Origin of the sequence: Roseibium aggregatum IAM 12614 (assembly GCF_000168975.1) — a bacterium.
Taxonomy (GTDB): domain Bacteria; phylum Pseudomonadota; class Alphaproteobacteria; order Rhizobiales; family Stappiaceae; genus Roseibium; species Roseibium aggregatum.
On the sequence record NZ_AAUW01000011.1, the window covers coordinates 172,640 to 196,110 of the forward strand.

At 60.5% G+C, this 23,471-nt stretch carries 23 protein-coding genes and 1 tRNA gene; 11 read left to right on the plus strand and 13 right to left on the minus strand.

Features of this window, described 5'->3' with window-relative positions:
- The first annotated feature begins 2 nt into the window (after positions 1-2).
- Together SIAM614_RS16295 and SIAM614_RS16300 are read left to right on the plus strand one after the other, a co-directional pair.
- A complete protein-coding gene (locus SIAM614_RS16295) occupies positions 3-2,186 on the plus strand; it encodes a glycosyltransferase family protein (RefSeq protein ID WP_006936120.1) in 2,184 nt (727 codons plus the stop codon).
- A 3-nt stretch (positions 2,187-2,189) separates the two neighbouring features.
- Positions 2,190-2,627, plus strand: a complete 438-nt coding sequence (locus tag SIAM614_RS16300) for a hypothetical protein (protein WP_006936123.1) — start codon at positions 2,190-2,192, stop codon at positions 2,625-2,627.
- Between the two features lie 2 nt (positions 2,628-2,629).
- Here the strand turns inward: SIAM614_RS16300 and SIAM614_RS16305 are convergent, their stop codons facing one another.
- The 4 genes from SIAM614_RS16305 to SIAM614_RS16320 form a co-directional block, all read right to left on the minus strand.
- Complete coding sequence (locus SIAM614_RS16305) at positions 2,630-3,451, minus strand: hypothetical protein (protein WP_040440429.1); 822 nt, start codon at positions 3,449-3,451, stop codon at positions 2,630-2,632.
- A gap of 5 nt (positions 3,452-3,456) precedes the next feature.
- Positions 3,457-4,578: a hypothetical protein gene (locus tag SIAM614_RS16310; protein WP_006936125.1), complete on the minus strand. Its 1,122-nt coding sequence runs from the start codon at positions 4,576-4,578 to the stop codon at positions 3,457-3,459.
- A 62-nt stretch (positions 4,579-4,640) separates the two neighbouring features.
- A complete protein-coding gene (locus SIAM614_RS16315; RefSeq protein WP_157139907.1) occupies positions 4,641-5,510 on the minus strand; it encodes a glycosyltransferase family 2 protein in 870 nt (289 codons plus the stop codon).
- Between the two features lie 328 nt (positions 5,511-5,838).
- A tRNA-Ile gene (locus tag SIAM614_RS16320) sits at positions 5,839-5,915 on the minus strand.
- A 257-nt stretch (positions 5,916-6,172) separates the two neighbouring features.
- On the opposite strand from SIAM614_RS16320, the gene SIAM614_RS16325 reads away from it, so the two are divergent.
- Complete coding sequence (locus SIAM614_RS16325; protein ID WP_040440431.1) at positions 6,173-7,240, plus strand: AI-2E family transporter; 1,068 nt, start codon at positions 6,173-6,175, stop codon at positions 7,238-7,240.
- 160 nt (positions 7,241-7,400) lie between these two features.
- Entirely contained in the window at positions 7,401-8,147 is a 747-nt protein-coding gene (locus SIAM614_RS16330) for an SIMPL domain-containing protein (RefSeq protein WP_006936133.1), read from the plus strand.
- 102 nt (positions 8,148-8,249) lie between these two features.
- Here the strand turns inward: SIAM614_RS16330 and SIAM614_RS16335 are convergent, their stop codons facing one another.
- The gene (locus SIAM614_RS16335; RefSeq protein ID WP_040440433.1) at positions 8,250-8,837 is read right to left on the minus strand and encodes a GNAT family N-acetyltransferase; all 588 of its coding nucleotides are present in this window, start codon (positions 8,835-8,837) and stop codon (positions 8,250-8,252) included.
- Positions 8,838-9,016: 179 nt separating this feature from the next.
- Here SIAM614_RS16335 and SIAM614_RS16340 point away from each other — a divergent pair, with 179 nt between their 5' ends.
- Entirely contained in the window at positions 9,017-9,517 is a 501-nt protein-coding gene (locus SIAM614_RS16340) for a cytochrome b (RefSeq protein ID WP_006936136.1), read from the plus strand.
- Positions 9,518-9,580: 63 nt separating this feature from the next.
- Here the strand turns inward: SIAM614_RS16340 and SIAM614_RS16345 are convergent, their stop codons facing one another.
- Complete coding sequence (locus SIAM614_RS16345) at positions 9,581-10,678, minus strand: NAD(P)/FAD-dependent oxidoreductase (protein ID WP_040440469.1); 1,098 nt, start codon at positions 10,676-10,678, stop codon at positions 9,581-9,583.
- Positions 10,679-10,848: 170 nt separating this feature from the next.
- Here SIAM614_RS16345 and SIAM614_RS16350 point away from each other — a divergent pair, with 170 nt between their 5' ends.
- Positions 10,849-11,547, plus strand: coding sequence for a dimethylsulfonioproprionate lyase family protein (locus tag SIAM614_RS16350; RefSeq protein WP_229597979.1), 699 nt, complete (start codon positions 10,849-10,851; stop codon positions 11,545-11,547).
- 28 nt (positions 11,548-11,575) lie between these two features.
- On the opposite strand, the gene SIAM614_RS16355 is transcribed toward SIAM614_RS16350, so the two are convergent.
- The 4 genes from SIAM614_RS16355 to SIAM614_RS16370 form a co-directional block, all read right to left on the minus strand.
- Positions 11,576-12,400 carry a transglutaminase-like domain-containing protein gene (locus SIAM614_RS16355; protein ID WP_006936139.1) on the minus strand — a complete coding sequence of 275 codons (825 nt, stop codon included), beginning with the start codon at positions 12,398-12,400 and terminating at the stop codon, positions 11,576-11,578.
- Positions 12,401-12,410: 10 nt separating this feature from the next.
- Positions 12,411-13,520: a permease gene (locus SIAM614_RS16360; RefSeq protein WP_006936140.1), complete on the minus strand. Its 1,110-nt coding sequence runs from the start codon at positions 13,518-13,520 to the stop codon at positions 12,411-12,413.
- Positions 13,513-13,845 carry an ArsR/SmtB family transcription factor gene (locus tag SIAM614_RS16365; RefSeq protein WP_006936142.1) on the minus strand — a complete coding sequence of 111 codons (333 nt, stop codon included), beginning with the start codon at positions 13,843-13,845 and terminating at the stop codon, positions 13,513-13,515. Before SIAM614_RS16365 ends, SIAM614_RS16360 begins: the two co-directional genes overlap by 8 nt.
- 139 nt (positions 13,846-13,984) lie before the next feature.
- Positions 13,985-14,650 carry a TetR/AcrR family transcriptional regulator gene (locus SIAM614_RS16370; RefSeq protein ID WP_006936144.1) on the minus strand — a complete coding sequence of 222 codons (666 nt, stop codon included), beginning with the start codon at positions 14,648-14,650 and terminating at the stop codon, positions 13,985-13,987.
- 170 nt (positions 14,651-14,820) lie between these two features.
- Between SIAM614_RS16370 and SIAM614_RS16375 the strand changes: the two genes are divergently transcribed.
- The 5 genes from SIAM614_RS16375 (at position 14,821) to SIAM614_RS16395 (ending at position 20,622) form a co-directional block, all read left to right on the plus strand.
- Positions 14,821-15,705 carry a shikimate dehydrogenase gene (locus SIAM614_RS16375; protein WP_006936146.1) on the plus strand — a complete coding sequence of 295 codons (885 nt, stop codon included), beginning with the start codon at positions 14,821-14,823 and terminating at the stop codon, positions 15,703-15,705.
- 73 nt (positions 15,706-15,778) lie between these two features.
- Positions 15,779-16,786, plus strand: a complete 1,008-nt coding sequence (gene dctP, locus SIAM614_RS16380) for a TRAP transporter substrate-binding protein DctP (protein WP_040440434.1) — start codon at positions 15,779-15,781, stop codon at positions 16,784-16,786.
- Between the two features lie 121 nt (positions 16,787-16,907).
- Entirely contained in the window at positions 16,908-17,441 is a 534-nt protein-coding gene (locus SIAM614_RS16385) for a TRAP transporter small permease (protein WP_006936148.1), read from the plus strand.
- Positions 17,438-18,712 carry a TRAP transporter large permease gene (locus SIAM614_RS16390; protein ID WP_006936150.1) on the plus strand — a complete coding sequence of 425 codons (1,275 nt, stop codon included), beginning with the start codon at positions 17,438-17,440 and terminating at the stop codon, positions 18,710-18,712. The genes SIAM614_RS16385 and SIAM614_RS16390 overlap by 4 nt, the downstream gene beginning before the upstream one ends.
- A gap of 17 nt (positions 18,713-18,729) precedes the next feature.
- A complete protein-coding gene (locus SIAM614_RS16395) occupies positions 18,730-20,622 on the plus strand; it encodes a bifunctional sugar phosphate isomerase/epimerase/4-hydroxyphenylpyruvate dioxygenase family protein (protein ID WP_006936151.1) in 1,893 nt (630 codons plus the stop codon).
- A gap of 208 nt (positions 20,623-20,830) precedes the next feature.
- Here the strand turns inward: SIAM614_RS16395 and SIAM614_RS16400 are convergent, their stop codons facing one another.
- The 3 genes from SIAM614_RS16400 to SIAM614_RS32040 are packed head-to-tail and all read right to left on the minus strand — an operon-like array spanning position 20,831 to position 23,466.
- On the minus strand, positions 20,831-21,556 hold the full coding sequence (locus tag SIAM614_RS16400; protein ID WP_006936153.1) for a ribonuclease activity regulator RraA: 726 nt from the start codon (positions 21,554-21,556) through the stop codon (positions 20,831-20,833).
- 7 nt (positions 21,557-21,563) lie between these two features.
- Positions 21,564-23,297: an L-arabinonate dehydratase gene (araD, locus tag SIAM614_RS16405; RefSeq protein WP_006936155.1), complete on the minus strand. Its 1,734-nt coding sequence runs from the start codon at positions 23,295-23,297 to the stop codon at positions 21,564-21,566.
- 4 nt (positions 23,298-23,301) lie between these two features.
- Positions 23,302-23,466 carry a hypothetical protein gene (locus SIAM614_RS32040; protein ID WP_006936157.1) on the minus strand — a complete coding sequence of 55 codons (165 nt, stop codon included), beginning with the start codon at positions 23,464-23,466 and terminating at the stop codon, positions 23,302-23,304.
- Positions 23,467-23,471 lie beyond the last annotated feature (5 nt).

The following is a 23,471-nucleotide window of genomic DNA, read 5'->3' on the forward strand; positions in this document are numbered from 1 at the left end:
ATATGGAGTTTGATGTCCTTTACCTGGCCGACCTGCGCTTTCCCGGCGGAACGTCCACGTCGCTCAAATACGATCTGCGCGCCTGCAAGCAGGCCGGGCTGAGAGCCGGTATCCTTCCGCTCCGTTCCCCGCTGTTTTCCAGAAACCGGATCTTGAACGCCTCCGTGCTGGCCGAGATCAGGTCCACCGGCACCATCATCGTTCCGCAAAACGAACGGCCACGGGCCAGGGTCGCACTGCTCTATCACCCGTCCTTGCTGGACAAACGGGTGCACTGCCGGACGCGTTTCGATGCGCAGGCCTGTTACCTTGTCGTGCATCAGACGATCCGGAACCGGGACGGGCAACGTGCCTTCCCGTCAGATCACTGGTCAACGCTCCTCACCGACTGGTATGGCCACGCGCTGAAACTCCTTCCGGTGAGCGGGATCGTGCGCGAAGATCTCGCCAGAAACGGCCTCTCGCATGCCCTGCATGCCGGCAACTGGGAAAACCTGATCGATCTGGCCGATTATCCGCAGAAACAATTCCGAAACCCGAAGTCCCCCCTGATCATCGGCCGTCACAGCCGCCCGAGCACCGACAAATGGCCTTCCCTGCCGGTTGCCACGACCTGCTATCCGCAATCACCGGACTTTGCCTTCCGCATGATGGGCGTGCCGCAGGCATTTCTGGACCAGTTCGAAGATCTGCCGTCAAACTGGCAGGTCTTGCCGTTCTCGAAGGAACCGGTTTCAGGCTTTCTTCAAGGGCTCGACATCTACAGCTATTTCCATTCCCGTGCGCTTGTCGAAGCTTTCGGATATGGCGTTCTCGAAGCCCTTGCGACCGGCCTTCCGTGCGTCCTTCCACCCTATATGGAAACCAGTTTTTCCGACGCCTGCCTTTATGCGGAGCCGGACGAGGCTCCGCGGGTCTATGAGCGGCTTCGTTCTGATCCTTGCCTCTTTGAAACGACCTCCCGCAAGGCACGCGGATTTGTGGAAGAGCGGTTCGGCCTCGACCAGTTCCGGGCGAAATTCGACAAGGTCGCCGACCCATCCTTCACCGCCCTACCCGCCCCTAAAAAGCGCAGAGCCGCACCTGCACCGGTCATCATGACCGTCACCTCGAACGGCGTCGGCCTCGGGCATCTCTCCCGGCAGCTTGCCATCGCCAGGGCCATCGGCCCACGCGCGAATGTCGTTTTCTTCTCCCTTTCCGAGGCGATCGAAATCGCCAGATCCATGGGGTATCTCGCCGAATTCAGGCCCTTCCGGCAGAGACTGGAATTGGATTTCGAAGCCTGGAACAGCTATTTCTTCCAGGAAATGCGAGAGGCGCTCAGCCACTACAAGCCTTGCCTCACCCTGTTTGACGGCAACTTGCCTTACGCGGGTTTCGTCGACGCGGTTGAAAGCTACGGCCAGGCCACCAGCGTCTGGATCCGGCGCGGCCTCTGGCGCACGCCCCAGCCCAACAGCATCTCCCGTGAAGGCTTTTTCGATGCGATCATCGAACCTGGAGAATTGTGCGCGCCCCTGGACGAAGGCCATTCACGCCCCAACCCCAACAGCGTCGCCCGGGTCGACCCGGTGTTGATGACGCCGAGAGATCAGCTGTTTGACAGAACCACCGCAAGGCGGGTGCTGAAGCTGCCGGAGGACGCGATCCTTTGTCTGGTGCAACTCGGTTCGGAAGCCAATTTCGACATGTCCCTTCCCCGCGCCCGACTGCTGGAGTTTCTGGACAGGCACCCGGACGTGATCGCGGTCGATGTCAGATCCCCGCTCCATTTCGAGGAACAGGCGGATTTCCATGAGCGTCTGGTGATGCGGAAGGTGTATCCGCTCGGGCAGTACCTGAGGGCCTTCGACTTCGCGGTCTGTGCCGCCGGATACAACACCTTTCATGAAAACATCGCCGCCGCGCTGCCGTCGATCTTCATTCCGAACAGCAACCCGATCATGGATGTGCAGGAGGCACGCGCGGAATATGGCGCCCGGGCAGGATGGAACCTCACCGCATCTGCCGAGGATCCTTATGCAATCGGAGAACAGCTTGTGCAGATGTTCGACCCCGACTTCCGCCAGTCCTTGACCCGGTCGTGCCTCAGAAAGGCCGGCTGGTGGAACGGCGCTTCGCAGATCGCGGAGCTTTTGCAGGCGATCGCCCAGCTTCCCGCAAATCCCCTGGAGGACCGTTGAACCGTGTCTTTCAAACAAAGCCTTCGCAAAATCGGACTGCGGGTTGCCCTTGGCAGCATTCGCAAGCTCGAGGCCAACACAAAGCAAAATGCAGCCCTCCTGTCGGACCACCGCAGGCAGGGGACCGTCGCACTGGTCTGGGCGCTTGATGAGGCGGGGGACCACCTTTCCAGCGCCTTGAAGGACCAGCTGGAGAAGCTTGCCGAATTCGAAACGGTGGTCGTCGTCTGCCCGCCCAGGTTCTTTTCGGCGCTCCGAAGCAGAGGCCTCTTTTTCGAAACCCTGCCACCGCCGTCGGACCTTTCCCGCAGCGGTGTCTCCGCCAATTGGGATCTCTATCTCAAACGCCGGATAGCCCGCATTCGGGAAAGCTGGGCACCGGACTTCGAATTCACCGTCGGCCCTGCCCCGGAAACCTATCTCCTGTCGCTCCTGACATGAGATCAGACATAACCATCCGCTGAAAACACCTCTGGCTCGGCAAAGGCATAGTCCAGCAAGCAAGCCTGCTGCAGCACATCCCGAATGAGGTCTCCTTTCGCGATCGACCGGAACGGATCGGCTTCCCGCTCCTGCTTGAAATCCGGGATCAGGCTGAAGTCGAAGGCGGTGAGCGCACAGACGCCCTGATACGTCCGCTGCAAGCTGTAAAAGGCGATCTGAGCCGGTTGATTGAGATCCGCGCCATAGGAAAGATGCCGAACGTTGAGCCCCGCAGTCAGCACCCTTTCCGATAGAAACTGAAACCAGTCGTCAGTGGCTCTGGCGTCTTCCAGAAACCCTTCCATCGTGATCTCCGGTTTCAGCGATGTCGTGTCGACCCGCTTCCAGGCTCCGAGCTGCCGGGCTTTGACGAGAGAGATATATCTCGCAAGCCTTTCCCGTGTGAGAAAGCTGCAGGAACAGTCAAACTTGAACAGAATGTCTTCGATCGATCTGCCGGCCAGTTGCTTCGGCAGGATCGAGTAACACAGATAGTCGTATCCAAGGCGGTCGCAGACTGCGGAGAGCGCGTTGAGAAAGACAACCGGATCTTCCCTGACATAGTTGGCGAGCGCTCTCGCCTTCCCCAGGTCGACCTCAATGCCGCATTCCTCTTCCAGCATGCCGATAAACTCCGGCGTCTGCGCTTCAAGACCGAAGGGGGACGACGGATTGAACAGCTCTCCAAGCACGACGGCCTTTTCAAGCCCGTGCTGCATCATGATCTGGTGCAGATGCGTGCCGCTTCGTCCCGATGAGAGCAGGATGAGATGATGCACCATGGCTTTCACCCTTGCACACCCTGATCAGGCATTCCGCCTGAACACCGCGCCCCTGAAACGTCCCTGCGCTGGGGCGTAGGTCCCAGATCATCGATGATGACGTCCGGCGCTTCCAGAACAGGGTCTTCGAGGATCAACTGCAACGCCTCATAATCGGCATGGCGAGGGTCTGCGACATCCACCGAGTGGCAGGCGTCTGCCTCTCGCTGACCGCGAAACCGTTGGAAGAGAACGCCTGTTGCCCCAACCTGACGTGCCAGACGAACAAAGTCCGGCATCTCTGTGAAGTTCTCCTGCCGGATGACAAACAACACCTGGAAGGTGTCTACGGCCTTCAACCTGCGCAAATGGCCAAGGAAATACAGATTGGGCATGAGCTGCCCCAAATGCCTGCCTGGCCGCAGCTCGGCATAGGTTTCCGGGGTCGCGGCATCGACGGACACATGAACGCTGCCGACATGCCCCCAAAGATCCAGCCGGTTCCAGACGGCTTCCGTCAGCAGCAGGTCATTGGTGTGAAGGTCGAGTGCCTTTCGCGGTTCTGCCTCCGCGCAATAGGTCTTCAGGAAGTTCAGAAAGTGCCGGCTGGCAAATGGTTCGCCGTTGCCGCCGATGGTTATCCGGTCAGCTTTCGCCAGAAAGCGCGCATACGGTTCATTGAAAATCCAGTCGAGCCGGTCGGCATCGTATTTTTTCAGTTGAACCGGCTTTGTCCCTCGGGAAGGACAGGCCGTGTTGCTGCTCAGGTCGTGACCGAGGCTGGCGCGTGTTGGAGGCTTCTCCAGTCGGGTCCTGCCACTGTTGATGATCTCTCCATACCAGGCGACCGCAGCAGACATTTCCTTTGACGACAGGATCGCCTCACGCTTCGGAAGATCACGCCCCGCGATACGTGGGCATTCCAGACGGCTGCAATGGGAAAAGTCGCCCTCAAGGATCGACCGCCGTATTTCCCGGGCCTTGGGCGAGTTCCAGGCGCTTTCAGGATCGTCAGAAAGACTGCCGATCGCAGCCGGTTGCCACGCGGCCGGACAGAAGTGAATATCCTGGTTCGGCTGGGTCTCGATCCGGTCGAACGGATTGGAACAAAAGCGCTGGCGCAGCCAGGTGTCGTCAGGCCTATCCATGCAGTTTGCCCGGAAAAATCATCGCAGGGTTCCCAAACTCGCAAGGTGCCCTCTTTGAAAAGTCAGACACCATGCGCCTTCTCAACCTCCCTGAAGGCGGCCGCAACCAGATCCTTGTCGATCCCCTTGAACGCAAGATACCTGTCGGAAAGCTGAAGCTTCTCCACTTTCTCTAATCGCTGCCGGTCGTCTCCTGCATAGTCGTGATGCATCACCGCCCCCGGTTGATACAGGAATTGCTTCGCATCCATATCGCCCAGCATCCGGCAACAAAGATCCATGCCTTCGTGGCCCGCCAGAAGCGGATCAAATCCGCCGTATTTTTCGAAGGCTGCCGCCCGCCAGGCGGAAAACCCCTCCGTCGTCGGAGGCGCCGGTTTCAGACTGTCACCGAGATCGTAGTGGTTGCCTGTCAGTCCGGCACCGGACTTCGGCGCAATGCGCCCGCGCACAGCCACTGCCCCGCGTTCGATCAAGGTGCCGGCAAGCAGCTCGAGATCTGCCGCGCCCGTCGATGCGTCGTCGTCCAGAAACAGAAGGCACTCCCCACGGGCGACATAGGCCCCCACATTTCGCGCCGCCGAGCAACCGATATTCTCCGGCAATCTGAACATCCGCGCCTTGTCCGCATACGGGCCGGACGCCCCCTCCGCAACTTCGAGCCCGTTGCCGACAAAAATCAATTCAACGTCCGGGCGACGGATGAAATCCTCAATCCCCCGCCCAACCTCGCAAGCTTCCAAACCGCTCCGATGCGAAACGACAATCACCGAAACCTTGGTGCCATATATGTTTTGAAGATTTTCCGTCTGGGCGAAGCGATGAATTTTCGCGTAGACCTCCTGCAGGCAGGCGGAAACGGCATGCTGAGCATCAGCGAAATCGCCGCTCTCGAAATGACCTGCTGCCTGCGCATAGGAAGCCAAACGCACGTTCCCGCTCATGTCCAATCATGAAGACCGTTGAGGTGTGTGCACATCCGTTCATCGTTGCAGCACGTGGCTGACGTGATCGACGATGTGGCCCACATGGGGCTCCCTCAGGCCGTCCGATTAAAGCTAAGCGGCTAACAAGGCCTCGTCCAGCACACCCATCATTTTTCCGCTTCATCACCTACCAGATGGCTCCAACCAGCCCTCGGGATACAGGACACCTGCCTCTCCAGCTCTGTCAGCCCCTTAAAGAAAAAGCCGAAACAGCAAACCTGCACGAAAAGCTGGCACTGTTCGTCTCGCAAACATCAATGGAAGAAAAGAAAAGTGGTGGGCCCGGAGGGACTCGAACCCCCAACCAATCCGTTATGAGCGGACGGCTCTAACCAATTGAGCTACAGGCCCACGGCAGGGCCAAGCCTTGCAAGGTCCTGCGTCTGGTTCCCTATACCATGGCCAATCTCCGGGGCAAGTGCTTTGCAACGGCAGGCTGAAAAAGGTTGGGAAAGTGGTGCGGTGGAGGTGTTTTTAAAAACGGCTGGGATGGCGTTGGTGGAAAAAGCGGTTCCGTTCGCCAGCGCCATCGGGTCTAAATGAAGCAGCCGGGTCTTTGACGAGTCACCCGGTGAAAAGACCTGCCATTCTCGCCAGCCGGAGCCACTATGCGATCACCGCTTTTCACCGCCACGCTGAGTGTCCTGCTTGTCTGCATGATCGGCTGGTTGCTGGTGGTCGGGCGTTCGCTGATCCTGCCGTTCGTGATCGCGCTCATCGTCTGGTACATGATCAACGCGCTGGCCCATGTCTTTGCCCATATTCCACTTGGCCGATGGCGCCTGCCGCGTCTGGTGTCGTTTTCTCTGGCGCTGTTGACTATCTTCTTTGCCGGCACCCTGGTGCTCGACATCGTGACGGTCAATCTGACCCAGCTTGCCCAGGACGCCCCGACCTATCAGCGGCGGCTGGAGGAACTCTTTGCGCAGACATCGAACCACCTGCACCTGAACGATCCGATCGAACTGAAGGACCTTCTGCCCGATTCCATCGTGCCGCGCATGGTGACAGCCGGCGCAAGCCTGGTGACGACCCTCGCCGGCTCCGCCAGCCTGGTGTTCATCTATGTGCTGTTTCTGGTGCTCGAACAGTCGACCTTCGACCGCAAGTTCGAACGGCTGTTCCCTTCGCCCGAGCGGGCGGAAGCGGCCTTTGCCATGCGGGCCGAAATCAACCGCTCGATCATGCATTATTTCACGATCAAGACCGCCGTGTCCGTCGCCACCGGTGTGTTGACCAGCCTTGTGCTGATCGCCATCGGCCTGCCCTATGCCGCGCTGTTCGGCTTCATCGCTTTCCTGCTCAACTACATTCCCACCATCGGCTCGCTGATCGGCGTTATCTTTCCCAGCCTCCTGGCCATCGTCTATTACGACACGCTGGGTCCCTTCATCGCAATTGCGACCGGTCTTGGTCTCATCCAGTTCACCATCGGCAATCTGGTAGAACCGCGGTTGATGGGCTCCAACCTCAACCTGTCCGGCCTCGTCATCATGCTGTCGCTGGCGTTCTGGGGGGCTATCTGGGGGGTTGTCGGCATGGTCCTGTGTGTCCCGCTGACGGTGATGATCGTGATCGTCTGCGCCCGATTCGAAGGCTCCAGGCCGATTGCGATTCTGTTGTCGCAGACCGGCGAAGTCGGCGGCCTGTCGGGCAAGAGCAGACTTAATGGTTAGGCGGCAGCCTTATACCTCAGGGACGATTTTTGGGCTGGTTTCCAGGCCTCGGACGATTTTTTCGATGAACGGCAGATGAACACAACCGTCATCACGCCGCCGCAATCACAAGCGAGTGTCCGGCCATCGAACAAACTGTTTCCATCAAGGATAAGTTCATATGACTGCACCCCTTTTTGCCCCTGTCTCCCTGCTGCGCAAGGCCGTTCTGGCCGCCGGTCTCAGTGCCGCGCTCGTGAGCGCCGCACCGGCATTCGCTGAAGATACGCCGGCACCGACCGGCACCATTACGATGCAGGGCCGCGGCGAGGTTTCCGTTGCGCCCGACATGGCCGTCATTACCGCCAGCGTCCTCACCACGGGCAAATCCACCCCCGACGTGCTGGCTGAAAACAGCGCCGCCATTGCCAAGGTCATCGAAGCGTTGAAGGCAAACGGTATTGAAGCCAAGGACATCCAGACCCAGGGCTTCGGCATCTTTCCGCGCTACGACCATTCCAAGGACAGCAGCAGCCAGCCGGATATTGCCGGCTACGAAGTGCGCAACGGCGTTGAGGTCAAGATCCGCGATCTGGCCAAGCTCGGCAGTGTGCTGACGCTTGTCGTCGAAAGCGGTGCGAATTCGGTTGATTCGACCCGCTTCGAAGTCAGCAATGCAGACGAGGTCCTCGACGAAGCCCGCAAAAAGGCCGTCGAGGCCGCCCTGCACAAGGCAGAGATCTTCGCGGCGGCTGCCGGCGTCGAACTCGGCGCGATTGCCGACATCACCGAAGACGGCATCGAAATGCCGCGCCCCTACATGATGCGCGCCGAGGGCATGATATTGTCCAAATCCGCCGATGTGCCGATCGAGGCAGGTGAAGAAACCATCAGCGCGTCCGTCACGATCCGCTGGACGCTGAAGTAACCCTTCGGACAAGCAGAAACCGGGGTCTGGGTTCCAGGCCCCGGTTTTCCTTTGTCCTGATCTGGCAATCATCCGTGCGGTTTGCCCAGCCCTGCAGAGTGCTCACAACGTCCGGTGCCACACCTGCATCGGTTTGTCGGTCTCAGCGCTTTCCCCGACATCGCGCCAGGGAAACGTCACGATGACACCGTCCAGCTTTTCAAAACCGCGTTTGCGCCAGAATGGATCGAGCGGTGCATAATCCGCGGGCCTCAAGGGGTGCGTTTGCGGGCGGATCACCGCACAGAAGGCCGCTTCGCTGAAGCCAAGGCGCCTGGCGTGCGCTTCGCGCTCGTCAAAGAAGCGGTGGCCGATCCCCTGGCCGCGATAGGCCGGGTCCAGAACGGATTCAGCCAAATAGAAGATCTTTTCCGGATCTAGGCCCTGTTCGACGAAAGGCGCCTTGAAGGCTTCCAGCTCGGCACCGAGCGGTTCGCCCGTCGCAGCTCCGATCAGCCGGTTCCCATCATAGGCCCCGACGATCACGGCCCCATCGGTCTGCGCGTAGCGCTGCAAGTAGGCGGCTTCGTAGTCGAGAGAGCCTTCGTAGAGATAAGGCCAGCTCCGGAAAACGGATATCCTCAGACGCGCAAGGTCGTTCAGCGCCGCCGTCAGTTCCTCACCCGTCAGCGCTCTGATGTCAGTAGGCATGATGGCCTCCCGTTCTCCAAAAAACCGCTCCCCTGCCTGGCAAAGCAACGTCTTGTTCCAATTGTCGCAAAACCGGCTGGACCGGTTACCAAATAGTACAAATCCCCGATACCTCTGCCTGCCCGGCCGTGGCATTAATAGTTGGCATTTCTATTCTTTGCGAGGAGCCAAAGCGCGCCATGTCCAGGACACAGCCAGCTTTCTACAGCCCGATCCACATCCTGTTGCACTGGGTGATTGCCGCCCTGATCCTGTTTCAGCTCATCTTCGGCGAAAGCATGGGGGATCTCGAACACGCCCTGCGCGACGGCGGTGTGCCGGACGCTTCTACCGCCTTTCTGGGCAATGCCCATATCTGGGTCGGCATTGCCGTTCTGGCATTGACGGTCGTCCGTCTCCTGGTGAGGCTTGCGTTCGGCGTCCCATCCCCGCTGCCCACCTCCCGGATACAGGAGCTGGCGGCCAAGGCCGTCCATGGCCTGCTCTATCTGGGTTTGTTGCTGGCACCTATCACCGGGCTGCTGGCCTGGTACGGCGGCATCCACACGGCAGAAGAAATCCACGAAGTCTTCAAGCCGTTCTTTATCGTGCTGACCGCGCTCCATGTGCTCGGTGCGCTCTACCATCATGTTGCGCTGAAAGACGGTACCATGATGCGGATGATTTCCTCCCGCAACTAGCCGGAAAAGCGAAAAGCTCCGGCGATCTCGGTCGCCGGAGCCTTCTTTTTGGTGTCTATTGCCCTAGTCGCGTGCTTCCAGCCACACCCGCGCGGTATCCATGTCCTTGCCGGTAAAGCCTTCGGCAAGCTTCTGACCCACGACGGCACCAAACTTGTAGCCATGTCCGGAACAGGCCGATACGACGGTAGCCTTGCCTTCGCTCATGGCGAAGAAGTGTTCGTCGGAGGTGAATGTGTAAGCGCAGGTGACGACGTCATCCACGCGGTATTCCTTGATCCGGCAGAAGGGCGGCGAGAAATAATCGCGCAGGGCCTCGCCCTCGCCGGCAACAGGTGTCCGGTCCTGGTTCGGCGGCGCCTTGTACTTGTGAATGCCGGCACCGAACTTCAGCCCGGTTCCAGCCACCGGCGGAAGGATATAGCCATCGACGGGCCCGCCCGGATCGAGAATCACGGGCGAGCGTTCCCAGGCCTCGCGCAGATCTTCAGGCGGCGTCAGATAGACAACGGCGGTCCGGTAGGTCGTCAAGCTGACGTCCAGCTTGGGGAAAAGCCCCAGGGTCCAGGCACCGGCCGTAACGATCACATGATCGCCGGAAACCGTGCTGCCATCGGCTAGGGTCACCGTGCCGGCGGAGGTATCAACGGCAGTGACTTGCGCATTTTCGCGCACATCTGCGCCATTGGCGATCAGCCAGTCGCGCACGCCGGCAGCGATCTTCTGGCACAGCAGCACACCGCCTTCGTCGCTGACGGCACCGTAGCGGATGGTCGCCGGATCGACGTAGGGAAACCGGCTTGCGGCCTCTTCCGGCGTCAGTGTCTCGAACGGATAGCCGCCCTCAATCAGGCCATCCCGATAGACCTCGCCGCCATCACCCGGCTCTTGGGACATCAGCAGAAAGCCTGTTTCGACAAGGTGCTTCTCGCCCAGATCGTCCCACATTTCGTCCCACGCCGCATAGGCATCGCCGATGCGGCGCTGATAGCCGCCCTGGCCACCATAGGCGCGCCGGATGATGCGGTGCTGGTCACCGGACGCCGAAAGCGGGTTGGGGATCGGCCCCTGCTCCAGAAGCGTTACCGGAACGCCTCGTTTTGTCAGGGCCCAGGCGGTGGAAAAGCCGGAAACGCCAGCTCCAACGATCACAACTGTCATGAATTTCATCCTGCGGAATGGGCGGTCAGATTATCCGCCTCTCCGGCGAGCGCAAGAGACGTTCTGACGCAAACCGCGCATGCCGGTTATGTATTTTCGGTTGCCGTAAAGAGAGAAGCCGCTACCCTCCGACCTGATAGGCTCTGGCCATCGTCATCGTGGTGCGGGGAGTGCAAGCCTTGCTGGAAAAAGACACTTCGGAAGAACAGCCTCTGGCAAGCCGCCGTCTCGCCGATTTCCCTGACTGGGGCTATCTGCTGCGGGAATTCTACGAGGCATACCGGTTCCTTTCGTCCGGCGGCAGCGACAGAATCCGGGCGCACCAGCGCGCCGTGCGCGAGGCGATAAGCCGGGTTCTGAAAGCCGATCCGGAAATGCGGTTCGATGCCCCTGCCCACAAACCGGTGACGGCGCATTTGAGGCGTGCCCTGGATGAAGGCAAACAGGAGCGGACAGCACCGCTCGTGCGCGCCATCGAAAGCATCAAGGACCATCTGATCTGGCAGTACGGCTACGAGAAGGTGCCGCGCGGCCTCGACAAGACCTATGCCTATGCAGAGATCTGTGGACCGAACGGCCCTGTGCTGACGACGGATGTCATTCTGGGTCTTGTGCTGTTTGCCCCCGGCTGCACCTATCCGGCCCACGCCCATAGCGGCATATCGGAGAGCTATATCTGCGTTTCAGGGGCCGTCTCGGAAAATCACCAGGGTGTTTACGCGCCTGGATCGATGATCTTCAACCCGCCGGAGCACATGCACCGGATCACCGTTTCCAAGCTGGAACCGGCACTTCTGGCCTGGGCCTGGATCGGCCCGCCCGAGCGCCTTGCCAACCAGAAGATGGTGTTCAGCCGCAAGAAGGGATGAGCGGAAAACTCCGTCTCTCCCTACGACGTCACACGATCTCCCGGCGGATCGTGATCTCCGCCTTTCCCAGCCCGTCCGGTGAAAGCCAGACGGGTTCTGCGATCAGTTTTTCGCAGAAGATGCCGAGTTCGGGAAAGGTGAGCCCCATGGAATGGGCCAGTGCCACCCGGTCACCCGGCTTGGGGTTGAGACCGCAGCAGATCTCCCGTGTCCCCATCTTCAGGTGATGGGCGATGTCCCACTCCAGCACCACCCCCTGATGCCGTGTCACCACCCAGCAGTGCATGTCGTCACAGCAGCCGGCCTTTTCTTCCGGGAAAAAATACCCGGTCACGTAACCGGCCTCGAAACCGGCCGCGCGCAGGCTGGCGATCAGGTAGGTGTTGATGTCGACGCAGGAGCCTTCGGTCAGCCCGCAGGAGAGATAGGGCACCTCATCGCAGCCTTCATTGAACCGCACGTCCGGGTGGGCGTAGCGGAACTTTTCCGCCGCTGCATTGACGAGCGCCTGAATGGCGGCATGTCCGTCCGGCTGGCTGTCGGCAATGTTGATCGCATCGAAGACGAGATCCTGGGCCGCGCGGGTAAAACGGTTGCGCAGCGGCGCGAACACCGCATCCGGATAACCCGGTCCCTCATCCCGGTATGCGTATTTGATGAGAGGGTTAGCCTCCGGGTCAACCGACACCACGGCCACCCTCTGGCCGGTGGTGATTTCCCCGGCCAGGGTAACCCTGCCACCCTCGACCTCGAAACGGACCGGCATCTGGTGCGGCGTCGGCAGACCGACGGGCACCAGCAGCTTGTGGCCGGTCTCCTTCGGCTTGACCGTGACTGTAACGTTGGTGTGCATCACCGTTCCTTCAGACAAGAAGCTGGAAGATCACGCCGGACAGCACTGCCCCGGCGAAACCAAGGCCGATATAGGCGGCAAAGACTTGCGGGCGGACCAGCGACCAGACGGCGGCCATTGCCGGGATCGAACTGACCGCACCTGCGATCATGAACGCCATCGCCGCCCCGGAGCTCATGCCCTGCTCCATCAGCCCGGAAAGAAGCGGCGGTGCCACATAGCTGTTGAGATAGGCCGGCATCCCGATCAGCGCCGACAGAAGGATTGCGCCCAGCCCGTCCCCGCCGACCGCCCGCGCGATCATGTCCGCCGGGACATAGGTGACGAGCGCGGCCTCCAGCACATAGGCCAGCGCCAGCCACTTGACCAGAAACAGCGCATTGGCTTTCAGCTCACTCCGGAACGTGTCGGTGCGCTCACGTTCCTGCCAGATCCGCCAGACCGGCCGCCCTGTCTTGGGGGACGCCCCGCAGCCGCAACCTCCGGTCGCCGCGCCGATCTTCGCCGGATTGACAAGAAAGCCGCTGCGCATCGCCAGAGAGACCGACACCCCGCCAAAGAGACCCAAAGCCACGGCAAAGACCGCCTTGCCGATGGCAAACGGCCATCCCAATGCGCCGGCCGTGATCAGCAGGGTGGGCGGATCGATCAAAGGGGACGATAGCCAGAAGGCCATGATAGCCGACAGCGGCGCGCCGACCGCCAGAAGACCGGCAATAAACGGGATCACCTCGCAGGAACAGAAAGGGGCGAGCCCACCGAAGAGAGCCGCCAGCACGATCGCCTGTCTCTCACGCCCCTCAAACGCCCGTCCGACGAAAGCCTCTGCCCCGGCTGCCTTCAGCCAGGCAATCAGCGCCACGGCAAACGCAATATACGGCAACGTCCCGCCAAAGGCGGAGAGCGCGAAGGTTACGAAGGCGACGAAGTGCGGCTGATCCAGCAGCAGCACCAGCAAGGGGCCGCCGATGACGATGGCCCACGGCGACAGGAGGTATTTCGAAAGGACGACAGATTTCAGCGACCATTTCGACACCGGTGTGCTGCAGCAGGCGGTCTTGGGCGCGCAACAGCTTGCACCGCCGCCACTGGGCTGAAGATTGTTCAGGGCATCAGACATCGGCAGGTTCCTTTTCCGTGGTAGGGCAATCGCAGCCCTTTTCGTCCACGCAGCACTCTTTCAGGATGTAACCGGCAAGGTTCTCCAGATGGCCGTAGGCCGCCCGGTTGATCACCGAACGGCCGTCCTTTTCCTGAGATACCAGACCAGCCGAGGCGAGAAATTTCAGATGATGCGCGAGCGTCGATGCGGCCATGCCGGTGCGGGATTGGATATCCCCCACTGTCAACCCGCCCTGCCCGGCCTTCACCAGGGTCAACACCACCTGTAACCGGGCTTCCGAGCCCAGAGCCGCAAAACCTTGCGCTGCAATTTCGAGATCCATTCGCGCCTCACTCAATATAACTATATTTCTAGTTATATAGTTTCTTTAGCATTGTCAATTGCCCTCACAGGCTGACGAGCCGCGGGATTGGCGCATGAAACTTCAGTGGTTACAGAAAGGTTTTGCGAGCCCCGGAACGTCAGGCGGCGACGAAACGCATCACTGTTTCGCAGACATCGCCCTTGAGCGCGACCTGACCGGATGCCGACTGCAACTCCTGGCCAAATAGCATGGAAAAGGTCGTGGCATTGGAGACGTTGAAAAAGCTCATGGCCGAAATCAGCCAGTGGATCCGCAAGGGCGTCAGGCCACCCCGAAAGACACCTTCAGCAACCCCTTTTGCATAGATGCCGGCGATCTGGGAAATCGCCGCCTCGTTCAGGCTTTTGATTTCTTCCGACTGTTCCAGGTAGCGGCCGTGGTGAATGTTTTCGATCATCACCAGACGGATGAACGCAGGGCTTTCCCGGTGGTGATCGAAGGTGAAGGCCACAAGCTTCGCCAGCGCATCCCTGGGCGGCAGATGCTTCAGCTCCAGTTGCTCTTCGCCCTTGCGCACCTTCTTGTAGGCCGCTTCCAGAGCCTTGAGGTACAGGCTCTCCTTGTCGCCGAAATAGTAATAGATCATCCGCTTGGACGAGCGCGTCTTGGCCGCGATCTCATCCATGCGCGCACCGGAAAGACCGTTCGCGGAGAACTCCTCCAGAGCAACGGCGAGAATATTGGCACGCACCCCTTCCGGATCCTGTTTCCAGCGACCCCGTGAAGAATTTTTTTCCGGAAGCTCTGACTCATTGATCGACATGCCTTTTTCTAAACCAGCCCGGCGCTGGGCGCCAGCCTAAATTAACCAGGCAGTACATTTCTCTTGACTGAATTAACTGGTTAGTACAATTTGATTGTCAGGAGACGATATCTCCTGCCAGACAGACCCCGAAAACGGGGCGCCAAATGAGGTTTCTGGGAGGAACCTGAGTGGAAGCTGCAAGTAACATCGTACTGGCCGGTCTGATCGGACGGGGCATTGCCCGCTCGAGAACGCCGGAAATGCATATGGCCGAAGCGGCAGCTCAAAGCCTGCGCGGCGTCTATCGCATTATCGATGTCGATACGCTTCCCGAGGGAGAACAGAACCTGAAAGCTATTGTGCACGCGGCCGAAGTGACCGGTTTCAACGGTCTCAACGTCACCTACCCGTTCAAGATGGAAGTGATCCCGCTGCTGGACCAGTTGTCGCCCAATGCGGCCGCTGTCGGCTCGGTCAACACCATCGTGTTCCGGGATGGAAAGCGCATTGGCCACAACACCGACCTTTGGGGATTTGCCGAGAGTTTTCGCCAGAACATGATCGGCTCCTCCTTGGAGACGGTTCTTCTCATCGGCGCCGGTGGGGCCGGTGTTGCGGTTGCCCACGCGCTGGCGGACTGCGGTGTCCAGCACCTGAAGATCTTCGACGTCGACACTGCGCGCGTGGAGCAGCTTGCCCGGCTGGTTCTCTCAAACCGTCAGGGACTGACCGTCGAACCGGTTGCCGAACTTGATGCGGCAACCTGCACCGGCCTGTCCGGGGTCGTCAATGCAAGCCCGGTCGGCATGGCCAAGACACCTGGAACGCCGTTCCCGCTTGCACTGCTCAAGCCCGACATGTGGGTTGCCGACATTGTCTATTTCCCGCTGGAAACAGAACTTCTGGCAGGAGCAAGAAAGCTCGGCTGCCGGGTGCTGCCCGGCTCCGGCATGGCGGTGTTCCAGGCCGTACGGGCCTTTGAACTCTTTACCGGCCACCGGGCCGATCCGGTCCGGATGAAGGCGGCATTCGACGCCTTCGATGAAATGCCGCGGGAAACCGCGGAAGCTTAGCCCCTGCCGCTTTCACATCATCAGGGAAGCGGAAATGGTCTTTTTGAAAATGTTACGCAAACGGGAGGAAGTCATGCGTTTCAAATTCACATCCCTGGCAGCCACTGCCCTTCTCACACTTGGCCTTGCGGCTGCGGCCCAGGCACAGACAATCCGTCTGGCCCACGTCGATCCGGACGAATGGACCGCCTCCAAGAAAGGTGCAGCCGCTCATATCTTCAAGAACATCGTCGAAGGCGAAACCGATCTGACGGTGGAGCTGTTTCCGGCCGGTGCGCTGGGCAACGAAGACGAGCTGGTCGCTCAGGCTCAGGACAACCTGACCCAGGTGGTTCTGGTGTCCGGTGCCATGTCCAAGGCCTGCCCCGCGGCGTCCGTTCTGGACATTCCCTACACCTTCTCTTCGGCAACCATTGCCTGGGACGTGCTGGATGGTGACTTCGGCGATGCCCTTGCCGAACACTGCCTTGCACAGACCGGCCTGCGCACGCTCGCCTACGGAGAAACCGGCTTCCGGAACTTTACCAACGGCACCCGCGAAATCCGGACACCTGCGGACATGGAAGGCCTGAAATTCCGCGTGCAGCCGATCCCGCTCTACGTGGAAATGGTGAAAGGCCTCGGCGGCGAGCCGACCCCGATCGCCTGGACCGAACTGCCTAACGCACTGTCCACCGGCGTCGTTGACGGCCAGGAAAACCCGGTCGGCGTGATCTACAACAACGGCCTGCACAAACTGCAGAAATACATGACGCTCGACGGCCACGTCTATGCCGCCGACTTCATCCTGATCTCCGACGAGTTCTACCAGTCGCTCACCCCGGCTCAGCAGGCCGTGGTCGCCCGTGCGGCGCGCATTGCCGGCAACATGGGCCGTTCCATCCAGCAGTGGAGCACGGCTGAAGGCGTGAACAAGGTTCAGGCTGAAGGCATGCAGGTCTACTCTCCGACGGCTGACGAAATCGCAGCCTTCGCTGAAAAGGCCCAGCCGGCGGTTGTTGAATATCTGCGCGGCGAACTGGGTGAAGACGCTGTCTGGATCGACCGCCTGCAGGAATCCGTTGCTGCTGCAAGCCAGTAAACCGCTCAAGACCTCGGGCGGTTTGCCGCCCGGGGTTCTGGACTGTTGGTAAGGATCAGCTTTTGGCTGTTCAATCAAAGTCAGTTGAATAGCCAAAAGCTGAACGAGCAGGACCTGGAACATGAAAACGGTCAACGAATTTGCCCGGCGCCTGTTTGCGCTCGGAGCCGGCCTGTCGATGGCCCTCGTCTTCGCCATCATCTTCGTCAATTCTCTGCGCCGCTACACGGTCGGCCAATCGGTTTCCTGGGGCGAGGAACTGCCGATCTATCTGACCATCTACGGTGTCATGTTCGGCCTTGCACTTGCCTATCTGCAGGACAGGCACATCCGCTTCACGGTGCTGACAGATTTTCTCTCCGTGTCCGTTCGTGAAAAGCTTTTCGCAGCCGTCGACCTGATCAGCTTTGCGACCGGTGTCGCCCTCGCCTTTTCCGGGCACGCCTTTGCGGTTCGCCGGGGCAATCTCGATGCTTCGGGCCTGAAATCGGCAGGCAACTGGCTTGCGGAAACCACCGGCATCGACGCGCTGGTCTGGGTCGCCAAGGTCGGCACCTGGCAATATGCCATCGCTATCGGCGGAGCACTGCTGGCCGTGGCAGCCGCTCTCAAGTTCTTCGAACGTATCTCGGCGATCAAGGCGGTGCAGGCATGATCTACGCAATCCTCCTCATCGGGCTCGCCACCGGCGTTCCAATCGCTCTTGCGATCATTGCGGCCCTGCTGGTGTTCATGGGCTACGGCGAAGCGCCCTATTCCCTGCGCGTGGTCGCAACGGAAATGTTCAAGGGAATGAACTCCTTTCCCCTACTTGCCATTCCGCTCTTCGTGCTGGCAGGCGAGGTCATGAACGAAAGCGGCATCACCAGCCGCATCATCGCCTTCGCCAATGTGCTGGTCGGCCGGTTGCGCGCCGGTCTGGCGCTCGTCAACATCTGGGCCTCGGTGATCTTCGCAGGTCTTTCCGGCTCCGCCGTTGCCGACACATCCGCCATCGGCCGGGTCTTCATTCCCGAGATGGAAAAACACGGCTATTCCCGTCCCTTCGCGGCAGCCTTGACGGCGGCCTCCTCCGTCATCGGGCCGATCATTCCGCCGTCCATTCCGGTGATCATCTACGCGCTGATCGTCTCTGGTGTCTCCGTACCGGCCCTGTTTCTTGCCGGCATCATCCCGGGCATTCTGCTGGCAATATTCCTCTCCGTCTTCGTGATGCTGACCGTGAAGGTCGATCACGGCGACCAGGCAGTAGGACTGACAGCGGAACCGGCCAGCAAGGCCATCCTGGGCGGCATCCTGCCACTGCTGATGCCGGTATTTGTCGTCGGCTCCATCCTGCTCGGCATCGTGACGCCGACGGAGGCGGCAAGTTTCGCCGTCGCTTATGCGCTTTTCCTCGGCATCTTCGTCTACCGCAACATCAAGCTGTCTGCCCTGCCGCGCCTTTTCTCCGAAGCCATGCGCGACAGTGCTGTCATCCTGATCATCATCGCCGCGGTTTCCGCCGCGAACTGGCTGCTGACCTACAACCGCGTGCCCAACATGCTGACCGACTGGGTGCTGCTGAACGTGGACAGCAAGACCACGTTCCTGATAGCTACCATTCTCCTGTTCCTGTTTGTCGGCCTGTTTCTGGAAGGCATCGCCGCCATGCTGGTGCTCGTGCCCATCCTGCACCCGATTGCCGTCGGCATGGGCGTCGACCCGGTCCACTTCGGCATCCTTGTCATCTTCAACCTGATGATCGGCCTGATCACCCCGCCGCTCGGCCTCTGTCTGTTCGTTGCCGAAGGCATTGCCCAGGTGGGAATGGCCCGGCTGACCATGGCCATCCTGCCGTTCTTCTTCGTTGAGGTACTGGTACTGCTCCTCCTCACCTTTGTGCCGGAAACGGTCATCTGGCTGCCCCGCGTTATGGGCTACTGAACCCACGGAAGGTCCCCATGAAAACCGCCATCGCCACCGTCTCCATCGCAGGTGACCTTGCCGAAAAGCTCAGCGCAATCGCGGCTGCCGGCTTCGATGGTGTCGAGATCTTCGAAAACGACTTCCTCGCCTTCGACCGCAATCCGAAGGATGTTGGCCAGATGGTCCGTGACCACGGTCTGGAGATCTCGCTTTTTCAGCCCTTCCGCGACTTTGAGGGCATGCCCGAGCCGCAGCGCAGCCGGACCTTCGCCCGCGCAGAACGCAAGTTCGACCTGATGCAGGAAATGGGTGCGGATCTTGTGCTGATCTGCTCCAACGTCTCTCCCATCGCGCTTGGCGGTATCGATCGCGCCGCGGACGATCTTGCAGAACTCGGCGACCTTGCCGCCAAAAGCGGTATCCGCATCGGCTACGAGGCCCTCGCCTGGGGACGTTTCGTCAACGACCACCGTGATGCCTGGGAAATCGTCAGAAGGGCCGACCACCCCAACGTGGGCCTGATCCTGGATTCCTTCCACACCCTCGCCCGCAAGACCGACCCGGATACGATCCGGGCCATTCCGGGCGACAAGATCTTCTTCGTCCAGCTTGCCGACGCGCCGAACTTCAACATGGACCTGCTCTACTGGAGCCGCCATTTCCGCAACATGCCCGGCGAAGGCGATCTGGACGTAACCGGCTTCATGCGGGCCGTGGCGGCAACCGGCTATGACGGTGTGCTATCGCTGGAGATCTTCAACGACCAGTTCCGCGGCGGCTCGCCGAAGTCGATCGCTGTCGACGGCTACCGCTCGCTGCTTTACCTGATGGACCAGGTCCGGCGTACCGAGCCCGGCATCCGGATCCCCGTCCCCGATATGCCCGACAGGATACCGGTTGCCGGTATCGAATTCATTGAATTTGCCGCCGACCGCAAGGAAGCAAACGACCTGTCATCCATGCTGACGACGCTCGGCTTCCACAAGGCCGGCAAGCATGTCTCCAAGGACGTCGAACTCTGGCGGCAGGGCAGCATCAACATCCTCATCAACACCGACCCGCACGGCTTCGCCCATGCGTCCTACATCTCCCATGGCACCAATGTCTGCGACATCGGCCTGAAGGTTGCCGATGCTTCCGCAACCGTAGACCGCGCCGAGACGCTTGGGGCCAAAACCTTCGAACAGCCGGTCGGTCCGGGCGAACTCAAAATTCCGGCGATCCGCGCGCTTGGCGGCAGCGTCATCCACTTCGTTGACGACAGCAAGGATCTGTCACGGGTCTGGGAAATTGACTTCGAGCCGATTGGTCAGGGCGGTGCGGCAGGCGACGCCGGTCTGATCCGCATCGACCACCTCGCCGAGACCATGAACTACGACGAGATGCTCACCTGGCTTCTGTTCTACCGGTCGATCTTCGACACCGAAAAGACCGCCATGGTGGATGTCATCGACCCGGCTGGTCTCGTCCGCAGCCAGGCCATCGAGAACGACGACGGCAGCCTGCGGATCACGCTCAACGGGGCGGAAAACCGCAAGACTCTCGCCGGGCACTTCATCTCGGAGGGTTTCGGCTCAGGTGTCCAGCACATTGCCTTCGTAACCGCCGACATCTTCAAGACGGTGAAAGCCCTGAAAGCCAAAGGCTTTACACCGCTGGTGATATCGCCGAACTACTATGACGATCTGGACGCCCGGTTCGGGCTCGAGGAAGACTTCCTCAACGACCTGAAAAGCTCGGGCATTCTCTATGACCGGGACGGGACCCGCGAGTACTTCCAGCTCTACAGCCCCACCTACGGCGAAGGCTTCTTCTTCGAGATCGTCGAGCGCCGTGGCGGCTACAAGGGCTACGGCGCCGCCAACGCCCAGTTCCGCATCGCTGCCCAGAAACGCCACTTCCGCGCGAAGGGCATGCCGGCAAGGTAGGTTACGGAACGAGCGCGGGGCTGATGCAGCGACACGAGCGCCAGTCAGTCACGCCCCCGCGGCCCCACACACACGACCTCATCCTGAGGAAGCGCGAAGCGCTGTCTCGAAGGATGGGCTGCTCGCTCGGAATGTGCCGCACATCCTTCGAGACGCCGCGTTGCTGCTCCTCAGGATGAGGTTTTGGGTTCGTTAGAGCATACGCCCCCTACCGCCCGGTCTTCTGCCGCCAGGCTTCGTATTTCTGGACGTTCTCTTCCTTGGTCGGCGGATAGAGGCCGATGATCGGCGTACCGGCTTTCACTTCTTCCAGCACGAAATCCTCAAAACTCTCCATCCCGGTGCATTCGTCCGCCAGCTCTTCGGCCAGATGCGCCGGGATCACCATGACGCCGTCCTTGTCGCCGACCAGCACGTCACCCGGGAAGACCGGGGCGTCGCCGCAAGAGATCGGCACGTTGATGTCCAGCGCTTCATGCAGGGTCAGGTTTGTGGGCGCTGACGGCTTGGCGTAATAGGCGGGCATGTCGAGCGCGCCGATGCCTTCTGCATCCCGGAACCCACCGTCGGAGACAACACCGGCGGCACCGCGCAGGGCCAGCCGCGTAATCAGGATGGAGCCTGCCGTTGCCGCGCGTGCATCCTTGCGGGCATCCATCACCAGCACATGACCCGGCGGGCAGGTTTCCATGGCAACCCGCTGCGGATGATCCGGATTGCGGAAGACCGTGATCGGATTGCGGTCTTCCCGCGCGGGGATATAGCGCAGCGTGAAGGCCTGGCCGACCATGTTTTCGTCTTTCGGGGCGACTGGCACCACGCCCTGGATGAACTGGTTGCGCAGGCCGCGCTTGTAGAGCGCCGTCGCGATTGAGGCGGTCGAAACGTTCTTCAGCTTCGCACGGGTGTCGTCGGAAAGAGTGTAGTCGCTCATGGTGTCCTCAGAAGATATCGGGTTCGCCGGCGGTCCGGCCGAAATCGGATTGCAGGAAATCGAAGTCACAGCCCTTGTCGGCCTGGGTGACATGCCGCTGGAAGAGATAGCCGTAACCGCGCTCGTATCGCGGCACAGGCGCTTTCCAGGCGGCCTTGCGAGCATCCAGTTCCGCCTCGTCCACCACCATGTCGAGGCGGCGGTTGGCAAGATCCAGCCGGACGGTGTCGCCGGTCTTCAGCAGCGCCAGAGGTCCGCCGACATAGCTTTCCGGCGCCACATGAAGCACGCAGGCACCATAGGAGGTGCCGGACATGCGCGCATCGGAGATCCGCAGCATGTCGCGGTGCCCCTGCTTGATCAGCGCCTTGGGGATCGGCAGCATGCCCCATTCGGGAAAACCCGGCCCGCCCTGAGGCCCGGCATTGCGGAGCACAAGAACGTGGTCCGGGGTGACCTCCAGAGTCTCGTCATCGATGGCCGCCTTCATTTCCGGATAGCTGTCGAAGACCAGCGCCGGTCCTTCGTGATAATGGAACTTCGGATCGCAGGCCGCCGGTTTTATGACCGCCCCATCCGGACATAGGTTTCCCCGCAGAACGGCAAGCGAGCCTTCCCGGTAGACCGGATTGGACAGCGGACGAATGACATCGTCGTTATAGACAACCGCCCCTTCCAGGTTCTCTCCCAGCGTCTTGCCCGTGATGGTCAAGGCGGAAAGTTCCAGCCGATCCTCGATCTGCTTCATCAGCGCCCGCAGCCCGCCCGCATAGAAGAAATCCTCCATCAGGTAGTCCTTGCCGGAGGGCCGCACATTGGCGATCAGCGGCGTCACCCGGCCGAGGGCGTCCAGATCGTCGAGGGAGAGATCCACGCCTGCCCGACGCGCCATGGCGATAAGATGCACGACAGCGTTGGTGGAACAGCCGGTGGCCATGGCAACGACAGCGGCGTTCCTGCACGCGGCCTCCGTGACGATCCGGTCTGGCGTCAGGTCTTCCCAGACCATCTCGACGATGCGCCTGCCGCAATCGGCCCCCATGCGCTGGTGACCGCTGTCCACGGCCGGAATGGAAGACGCCCCAGGCAAGGTCAGGCCCATCGCATCGGCAATGGCCGTCATGGTCGAGGCAGTCCCCATGGTCATGCAGGTACCGGCGGAACGGGCGATGCCACCCTGGATTCCCAGCCATTCCTCGTCGGAAATATTGCCTGCCCGGCGTTCGTCCCAGTATTTCCAGGCATCCGATCCCGACCCCAGGATCTTGCCTGCATAATTGCCACGCAGCATCGGGCCTGCCGGCAGATAGATCATTGGCACGCCAGCCGAGATTGCCCCCATGACAAGACCGGGCGTGGTCTTGTCGCAGCCCCCCATCAGCACCACACCGTCCAGTGGGTGCGAGCGGATCATCTCCTCCGTCTCCATGGCCAGCATGTTGCGGTAGAGCATCGAGGTCGGTTTGGTGAAGCTTTCGTCAACCGAGAGCGACGGCATCTCGACGGGGAAACCGCCCGCCTGAAAGACGCCGCGCTTCACGTCCTGCACCCGCTCCTTGAAGTGGGCATGGCAGGTGTTCAGCTCCGACCAGGTGTTGAGCACACCGATCACCGGCTTGTCCCGGAAGTCTTCTTCCGAATAGCCGAGTTGCATCATCCGCGAGCGATGGCCGAAGCTGCGCAGGTCATCGGGGGAGAACCAGCGCGCGGAACGTAAGTCTTTTGGGGCTTTGTGCGTCATGATTTTATCCGGTGAAGGCGAAGGTCAGCCAGATGACGATGAGGGTGAAGACAAGGCCGGCAACTTCCGGCCAGTTGCCGAACCGGTCGTCGCGGCGTTCTTCGTCCGCGAAGTCTCCCGGTGCGATGTCCTCATCCTGTCGGGTGAGATCCTTGTCGGTTATTTTCATCTCAA

Coding starts and splice junctions, on each gene's coding strand:
- SIAM614_RS16325 (WP_040440431.1), top strand. CDS start 6,173: ATGCGATCACCGCTTTTCACCGCCACGCTGAGTGTCCTGCTTGTCTGC.
- SIAM614_RS16400 (WP_006936153.1), bottom strand. CDS start 21,556: ATGAGCGACTACACTCTTTCCGACGACACCCGTGCGAAGCTGAAGAAC.
- SIAM614_RS16365 (WP_006936142.1), bottom strand. CDS start 13,845: ATGGATCTCGAAATTGCAGCGCAAGGTTTTGCGGCTCTGGGCTCGGAA.
- SIAM614_RS16395 (WP_006936151.1), top strand. CDS start 18,730: ATGAAAACCGCCATCGCCACCGTCTCCATCGCAGGTGACCTTGCCGAA.
- SIAM614_RS16385 (WP_006936148.1), top strand. CDS start 16,908: ATGAAAACGGTCAACGAATTTGCCCGGCGCCTGTTTGCGCTCGGAGCC.
- SIAM614_RS16305 (WP_040440429.1), bottom strand. CDS start 3,451: ATGGTGCATCATCTCATCCTGCTCTCATCGGGACGAAGCGGCACGCAT.
- SIAM614_RS16390 (WP_006936150.1), top strand. CDS start 17,438: ATGATCTACGCAATCCTCCTCATCGGGCTCGCCACCGGCGTTCCAATC.
- dctP (WP_040440434.1), top strand. CDS start 15,779: ATGCGTTTCAAATTCACATCCCTGGCAGCCACTGCCCTTCTCACACTT.
- SIAM614_RS16335 (WP_040440433.1), bottom strand. CDS start 8,837: ATGCCTACTGACATCAGAGCGCTGACGGGTGAGGAACTGACGGCGGCG.
- SIAM614_RS16295 (WP_006936120.1), top strand. CDS start 3: ATGGAGTTTGATGTCCTTTACCTGGCCGACCTGCGCTTTCCCGGCGGA.
- SIAM614_RS16310 (WP_006936125.1), bottom strand. CDS start 4,578: ATGGATAGGCCTGACGACACCTGGCTGCGCCAGCGCTTTTGTTCCAAT.
- SIAM614_RS16345 (WP_040440469.1), bottom strand. CDS start 10,678: ATGACAGTTGTGATCGTTGGAGCTGGCGTTTCCGGCTTTTCCACCGCC.
- SIAM614_RS16330 (WP_006936133.1), top strand. CDS start 7,401: ATGACTGCACCCCTTTTTGCCCCTGTCTCCCTGCTGCGCAAGGCCGTT.
- SIAM614_RS16355 (WP_006936139.1), bottom strand. CDS start 12,400: ATGCACACCAACGTTACAGTCACGGTCAAGCCGAAGGAGACCGGCCAC.
- SIAM614_RS16360 (WP_006936140.1), bottom strand. CDS start 13,520: ATGTCTGATGCCCTGAACAATCTTCAGCCCAGTGGCGGCGGTGCAAGC.
- SIAM614_RS16340 (WP_006936136.1), top strand. CDS start 9,017: ATGTCCAGGACACAGCCAGCTTTCTACAGCCCGATCCACATCCTGTTG.
- SIAM614_RS32040 (WP_006936157.1), bottom strand. CDS start 23,466: ATGAAAATAACCGACAAGGATCTCACCCGACAGGATGAGGACATCGCA.
- araD (WP_006936155.1), bottom strand. CDS start 23,297: ATGACGCACAAAGCCCCAAAAGACTTACGTTCCGCGCGCTGGTTCTCC.
- SIAM614_RS16370 (WP_006936144.1), bottom strand. CDS start 14,650: ATGTCGATCAATGAGTCAGAGCTTCCGGAAAAAAATTCTTCACGGGGT.